At 61.5% G+C, this 6,645-nt stretch carries 6 protein-coding genes; 4 read left to right on the forward strand and 2 right to left on the reverse strand.

From position 1 onward, the window contains the following. Nucleotides 1–67: 67 nt before the first annotated feature. Nucleotides 68–973: a pyridoxamine 5'-phosphate oxidase family protein gene (locus tag ABIZ35_RS03145; RefSeq protein WP_348218416.1), complete on the forward strand. Its 906-nt coding sequence runs from the start codon at nucleotides 68–70 to the stop codon at nucleotides 971–973. 128 nt (nucleotides 974–1,101) lie between these two features. Then, nucleotides 1,102–2,451, forward strand: a complete 1,350-nt coding sequence (locus ABIZ35_RS03150; protein ID WP_348218417.1) for a serine/threonine-protein kinase — start codon at nucleotides 1,102–1,104, stop codon at nucleotides 2,449–2,451. Here the strand turns inward: ABIZ35_RS03150 and ABIZ35_RS03155 are convergent. Beyond that, nucleotides 2,436–2,738 (reverse strand): hypothetical protein, encoded by a 303-nt coding sequence (locus ABIZ35_RS03155; protein ID WP_348218418.1) that lies wholly within the window; start codon nucleotides 2,736–2,738, stop codon nucleotides 2,436–2,438. The genes ABIZ35_RS03150 and ABIZ35_RS03155 overlap by 16 nt on opposite strands. Between ABIZ35_RS03155 and ABIZ35_RS03160 the strand changes: the two genes are divergently transcribed. Both ABIZ35_RS03160 and ABIZ35_RS03165 read left to right on the forward strand, forming a co-directional pair. Continuing rightward, on the forward strand, nucleotides 2,727–4,691 hold the full coding sequence (locus tag ABIZ35_RS03160; protein ID WP_348218421.1) for a SpoIIE family protein phosphatase: 1,965 nt from the start codon (nucleotides 2,727–2,729) through the stop codon (nucleotides 4,689–4,691). The genes ABIZ35_RS03155 and ABIZ35_RS03160 overlap by 12 nt on opposite strands. Before the next feature lie 23 nt (nucleotides 4,692–4,714). Further along, nucleotides 4,715–5,161: a DUF488 domain-containing protein gene (locus ABIZ35_RS03165; RefSeq protein ID WP_348218419.1), complete on the forward strand. Its 447-nt coding sequence runs from the start codon at nucleotides 4,715–4,717 to the stop codon at nucleotides 5,159–5,161. 327 nt (nucleotides 5,162–5,488) lie between these two features. Here ABIZ35_RS03165 and ABIZ35_RS03170 read toward each other — a convergent pair whose 3' ends face one another. Beyond that, complete coding sequence (locus ABIZ35_RS03170) at nucleotides 5,489–6,364, reverse strand: copper amine oxidase N-terminal domain-containing protein (protein WP_348218420.1); 876 nt, start codon at nucleotides 6,362–6,364, stop codon at nucleotides 5,489–5,491. Nucleotides 6,365–6,645 lie beyond the last annotated feature (281 nt).

Here is a 6,645-nt window from a genome sequence, read left to right on the forward strand (position 1 = left end):
ATATCCGGTTGGGGATGAGGGCTAGCTGGGTCACACAGGTCCAACAACACGCCAGCGGAGAAATCAAATGACAACTCAATTCCACGAAGGCGAGATCGCCGTGCAGACTCAGGCGGGCGTGCGGCGCGCGGCGGAGCGGGTCGGGCCGAGCATTCATTCGGAGATGCCGGAGGCGGCGCGGGATTTCTTGGTCCGGCAGCCGATGGCGATTGTCGGCGCGAGAGATGGAGATGGGCGCGTGTGGGCGTCGCTGCTCACGGGCGAACCGGGATTTCTGCGGTCGCCGCATGGGAGTACGGTGGAGATCGACGCGCGCCTTACGCCGGGTGATCCGCTGGAGGATGTCTGGCGGGACGGAACGGAGGCCGGACTGCTGGCGATCGAACCAGCCACGCGGCGGCGAATGCGCGTGAATGGGCGGCTTACCGAAACGCCGCATGGGGATCTTGTCATCAGCGTCCATGAAGCGTACGCCAACTGCCCTAAGTATATCCAGGTGAGAACTTGGGAGCGGACCGGCGCGGGGCAAGAAGCATCTCATCGAGTTTGGCGCGGCGAGCGGCTGACGGAATCGCAGCGCGAGTGGATCGGGCGAACCGACACGTTCTTCATCGCCACGCGCCACCCTGTCGCCGGAGCGGACGCCTCGCATCGCGGCGGCGCGCCGGGATTCGTTCTCACGCGTGATCCCGTGACACTGCTGTTTCCCGACTACGCCGGCAACAACATGTTCAACACGCTGGGCAATTTGGCGGCAGACCCCAGCGCGGGTCTCCTATTCGTGGACTTTGAATCGGGAGATACACTGCAGATCACAGGCGAAGCGCGCGTGCTGTGGGACGAAGCGTCCCGCGCCCCATTTGTGGGTGCGCAGCGGGTGATTGAATTTCATATCGCTGGCGTCGTAGAGATCGACGGCGCTGCCCCGCTGCGCTGGCGGTTCGTGGAGGCGTCCCCGTTTAATCCCATCTGATAACCAGAGAAGTTATCCCTCCGCCCAATTCATGTGGGTATTCGCCCCTCCGCCCCAATTCTGGGGCGGAGGGGCTTCCTAATTGGCCTTCTGTTTCCCCACCCGCCTCCCTGGGTAAATCCCTCAATATGACTGCTTTCACGGAAGACAAAGTCCCGCTTGACGGGGCAGGCTCACGGATTGGGCCTTATGAATTGACGCGCGAGGCCGGACGCGGGGGCGTAGCCACGGTTTATGAGGCGCGCGACACGCGGATCGGGCGGCGGGTGGCTGTCAAAGTCGTCCGGCTGCCGTCGTATCTGTCGGCAGAGCAGCGCGAAGAGACGACGCATCGGCTGATGCGCGAAGCCCGCGCCGCCGGAAGTCTGTCGCACCCAAATATCGTCACGATGCACGATGTGGGGTCAGAAGGCGATCTGCTGTATCTGGTGATGGAGTTTCTGGATGGGGAGACACTGCATCAGCGGCTGGGACGCGGCCCGATGGCTCCCGAGGAGGCGTCGAAGACCGCGGACCAATTAGCGAGCGCTTTGGACGCCGTCCACGCCGCAGGAATGCTGCACCGGGACATCAAGCCGGGCAACGTGATGATCCTGCCGGGCGGACGGATTAAGCTGATGGACTTCGGGATCGCGCGGCAGATCGACGAGACGATACTGACTCAGGCCGGATCGTTTGTCGGGACTCCCGCTTATATGTCGCCCGAACAGTGCCGGGGCGAGGACGCCAGCGCGGCCTCGGACACCTGGGCGCTGGGCGTATTGATCTACCAGATGCTCGCGGGACGCCGGCCGTTCGAAGGCGCCACCATTCCATCCGTTATGTATCAGGTGACGCATGAAGATCCGCCGCCGATCGCGGACCTCCCGGCGCCGATACAAAAGACTGTTGACCGCGCTCTGGACAAAGACCCCGAGCGGCGTTTCGCCACGCCAAGCATGCTGGCGAGCGCCTTTCAGGGATCGTTAGACGCTGCTTCCGAAGCTGATACGGTGGCGGCGGAGCCGGAAACAATCTGGGCGCGGACGCTTCCGCCGCATCGTTCGTTCAAATCCTGGGCCGCCCTGGCGACGGGGAGCCGCCTGAAGCCCTGGCCGACGGCCGCAGCAGCAGCCGCTTTATTGGGAGCGCTCAGCATCGGCGCGGCGCATCTGCCCAGGGCCGCGAAGCCATCGCCCCATCGCGCAAGCCTGACACTGAACAAGCCGACTGCTGCGGCGCCCGCAACGCGCATCGCTCCGACCGGCGGTTCCGTCCCGCCCATCGTAACCAGCGCATCCATGGCGACGCGCGCGGCGGCGCGCGCCACAACTATTAAGCCTAAACATACGGTGAAACGCAAGGCTGTGAAAAAGGCGAAAGCCCATGGGCGCCATGGCAAGGGCAAGGGACATCGCGGCAAGGGGCGTCACATTCATGGCAATGAGGCGTTCTTCACTCTCGCCCGCCAGATTTTAGGGGCTTACGAACGCGGTTGATTGGTTTCGCGCCGCAGATTTATTGGCTGCGCGTAATTGAAATTTTTATAGAAGATTGCTGGGCGACCATGGTAAAATAAGCCGTAATTGTATGCCCAACGGGAAGACGTCACGATCGACCCTGTCGCCGCCAGCTGCTTAAGCACGAGAGGGATACACTCATTAACGCCCGCCCACTCGATAACCAACAAGACGTCTCCACGCTCGCACAGCTGCGCCGAGCCGAGGCTCGCCACGCCGCCATTCTGCATGTCGCGCTGGACTGCATCATCACGATCGACAGCCACGGACGCATCCAGGAATTCAATCCCGCCGCCGAGCGTACCTTTGGGTACACACTCAATGATGTCCTCGGAAAACAGATCGCGGATGTCTTGATCCCCCCCTCTCTGCGCGACTCACACGCGAAAGGCTTCGCGCATTACTTCGCGACCGGCGAGGGCCCGATTCTGGGACGCCGCATTGAAGTCTCCGCAATGCGGAAGGGCGGCGCCGAGTTTCCCGCCGAGCTCACCATCACGCCGGTGGAGATTGAGGGCGATACCATCTTCACCGCGTATTTGCGCGATCTCACAACTGCTCGCGAACATGAGCGCGATCTCAAGGAAAGCGAAGAGCGTCTGCGGCGCACCCTGGAAGCTACCCATGTCGGAACCTGGCGCTGGGATATCCTCGCGAACTCACTGTCCCAGTCGCACTCAATGCGAGAAATGATGGGACGGAGCGAAGACGAAACTCTGACTTTGGAAGACTTCCTGGAATGGGTTCATCCCGGCGATCGAAGAATAGTTCAGGAAGCCATCGACACCGCATTGCGCGACAGAGTCGAGTTCGATATCGAGCTGCGTATGGTCTGGTCCGACGACAGTATGCGTTGGCACTCCGTCAAGGGCTTCGGTTTTTACGACGACTTGGGGAGCCCCACCCGCATGGAAGGGGTATGCCTCGATATTACCTCGCGCAAGAACGCGGAGCAGGAGCTGCGCGCGCACGCCAATTACGAATCGCTCCAGAATACGATCGGCAAAGCCGTGCGGACGGCGCGTGATCCTGATGGCATCCAGCAGGCGAGCGCATACGCTCTGGGGGAGATGCTGGGCGCTGACCGCTGCTACTTCTCGTTTTACGATATGGCGGCGGATACGCGCTGGATCGGGCAGGATTTTCGGCGCGAAGGGCTCCCTTCGCTCGCCGGCACATACAAGATTTCGGACTATAAAGTCAACCCCGAAGATTATCATCCCAGCGGACAGACACTGGTCGTTAACGATGTGGAGACATGGTCCTTTCCCGCGCCGCTTCTGGCGGCGATGAAGCGCCTACGCGTGCGCGCCGCGCTGGCCGTACCGATCTACGACGCGGGGCGGCTTGCCGCGACCCTGACGATCGCGATGGCGGACACAGCGCGCGAATGGACATCGGCCGAAATTGCGCTAGTGGAAGCGATCGCGCTGCAGACCCGCAGCGCCGTGGAGGAAGCGCGCGAGCAGCAGCGCGAGCGACGGATCGCGACCGCGCTTCAGGAGGCCCTGCAGCCGCAGGCTCCGGACACAATCCCGGGTCTTGAGATTGCGCCGTTCATCAAGCCCGCGCTGGAGGAAGCATCGGTCGGCGGCGACTTCTACGATGTCTTTGCGCTCAATTCCGAATGCTACGCGCTGGTGATCGGCGATGTCTCCGGCAAAGGACTGGCGGCGGCGGCTCAGCTCGCCACGGTGCGCAACATGCTGCGCACCGTGCTGTATCAAGACACGCCGCTGGACGTCGCCATTACGGACCTGAACGCTATTCTTACTAACCATGATCTGCTGACCGGATATGTCACCGTCTTCTGCTCTGTGTACGACATCGCCACCCATACGCTGACTTATGTTTCGTGCGGCCACGAACCAGGCCTGCTGCGCCGGTCCGACGGCGCTCTGGAGACCCTAGACCCATGCGGCCCGCCACTCGGCGTCGCGGAACAAGCGCGTTACACCACGCGGACCGTCACATTCGACAAACACGATACGCTCCTGCTTTACACCGACGGCCTCTCCGAAGCGGGGGTAACGCGGCTCGATCTGCTGGGAACCGCAGGACTGATTCGGTTGCTGACATCCCTTCCCGCAGACCTGACGCTTTCCGAATCCGCGCAAAGAATTGTCGCCGGCGCGGGCGATTTCGCCCAGGGTGTCTTCCGCGATGACATTTGCGTCCTGATGGCACGATGCGGACCTCGCTCGCTCTCACAAAATTAACCTTCCAAGCAATTCATAAAGCAATGCCAGAACTTTACACCATCGGCTACGAGGGCGCCGCCCAGCCCTCGCTCTTCCAGACGCTGCTCTATCACGACGTACAGACCCTGCTGGATATTCGCGAACTGCCGCAAAGCCGCAAGCCCGGCCTGTCCAAAACCGCCCTCGGCCTCGCCGCCAAGGACTACGGCATGCAGTACGCCCATATTCGCGCCCTCGGCACCCCGCGCGACATCCGCTACCAGCGCAAGATCGACCACGACGCCGAAGCATTTCGCATTGGTTTTCTGGAACATCTCGCGACACAAGACGAAGCCATGGAAGCGCTCGTCGCGCGCATTTCCCAAGAACGCTGCTGCCTGATGTGCTACGAAGCCGACGCGCGCGAATGCCATCGCTGGTTCGTCGCGGAGCGCGCCGTGGAGATGAGCGGCGGAGAGATTACGGTGACACACTTGAAGATTGAGTGAGGGGGATGGAAGAGATAACAATCGATGAACGGCGAATGTGAAGAAACCAGCGAAGATGCAATTTGACGTAATAATGGCGCAATCGGCCCGCGTAAGAGGACCGGCGAATGAAGGATGCCCGGCGAATGAATTCGCGCCTATAAGTACGGTCACCCGCCTTCGCGGGTTCAGACCAAGCGCCGTAGGCATATGTTATTTTTGCCGTAGGCTCTTAAATTTGAACCTGCGAAGGCAGGTGACTGTACTTATAGGCGCGAATTCATTCGCTGGCTTCTTATCCGTTGGCTTATGAACGCCCAACGGCCTATTTTAACCTGCGGACTTCTTTTAATCCGTCGAGCGGCGTCCGGCGCGGTATCCGGCGCGATAGTTCGCTTCGGCTTGCGCGGAGTAGTCCGGCCATGTGCGGCTGGCGTCGGGCGTCATCTTGGTGAGGAAGTCGCGCTGGCCCTGCTTGTAACCGGCCGTGGAGGCGTCATCGGTCGCCGTTGGACGCGGTGCGGGGCGCGGAATGCTGGTCGGATCGCGGCGGGCGTCGCCGGTTCCGCTGCGGTAGCCGCGTTCGAACTCGACCTTCTGCCGCGCGATGTATGTCTGGAATGCGGGACGGTATCCGCTGGGTAGTCCCGCCGCCTTGTCTCTGCGGCCCTGATTCAGCGCCGCGCGGTAGGCAGCCGCATCCACATTCCCGGCTGTGCCGCCGCCGTCGTTATCGTCTCCCCGAGGAGGACGCGGCATTGTGGGTCGATCGCCACCAGAGCCGCCCGCGTCGATGTTGACCGTCCGCGTTCCAGCCGCGTAATTGACCGACGCGCCGAGCGCCTCGGCGACAAACCGCAGCGGCACCATGGTCGATCCGTTCAGCACTTTGGCCGGAACATCCAGCTTGACGGGATTCCCATCAACCTGCGCCGTATATCCACCGATCGGCAGGACGATATTCTGCTGGTTGCGCACGGCGCGCACTTCCTGAGCCGCGCTGTCATAACTGACATACGCGCCCAGTTTCTCCAAAACTCCACGCAGCGGCACCAGTACGCGCCGGCCGCTCTGCACCGGACCCTGTCCGCTAAAATTCACTGGCGAGCCATTCACGACGACAGAAAGGGCGTCATCGCTATTTTGCGCCATCGCCGGCGCGCCCGCCGCCAAAACACTCAGCGCCACGGCGGGCGCAAAAAGCTTCTTCCATTGACTATTCATTTTACTTACTCCAATTTTTTCATCAGTCGGCTATCATCCTCGACAGCCGGGCCGCGATCCCTGCGACGCCTATCCTGACGTTTGGAATATACCAAAGGTTCCCCGCCCGGTAAACCTCGGCGTTTAGGAGAGAGTAGAAACGGACGCTAACCGCCCATCCTCATCGAAGGAAACGCTGACGCCGCTTTCCACACGCAGCCATTGTAGCGCGGCGATTTCTTGATGAACAGACTCAAACGACAACCCAAATTCGGCCAACGCAGTTTCCACTTGCTCGCGCG

The sequence above is a fragment of the Capsulimonas sp. genome (genome assembly GCF_039929585.1).
In the GTDB taxonomy this organism is placed as follows: domain Bacteria; phylum Armatimonadota; class Armatimonadia; order Armatimonadales; family Capsulimonadaceae; genus Capsulimonas.

Bases quoted from the DNA above. Each gene is read 5' to 3' on its own strand.
- ABIZ35_RS03145 (WP_348218416.1), top strand. From the start codon at position 68: ATGACAACTCAATTCCACGAAGGCGAGATCGCCGTGCAGACTCAGGCG.
- ABIZ35_RS03150 (WP_348218417.1), top strand. From the start codon at position 1,102: ATGACTGCTTTCACGGAAGACAAAGTCCCGCTTGACGGGGCAGGCTCA.
- ABIZ35_RS03165 (WP_348218419.1), top strand. From the start codon at position 4,715: ATGCCAGAACTTTACACCATCGGCTACGAGGGCGCCGCCCAGCCCTCG.
- ABIZ35_RS03170 (WP_348218420.1), bottom strand. From the start codon at position 6,364: ATGAATAGTCAATGGAAGAAGCTTTTTGCGCCCGCCGTGGCGCTGAGT.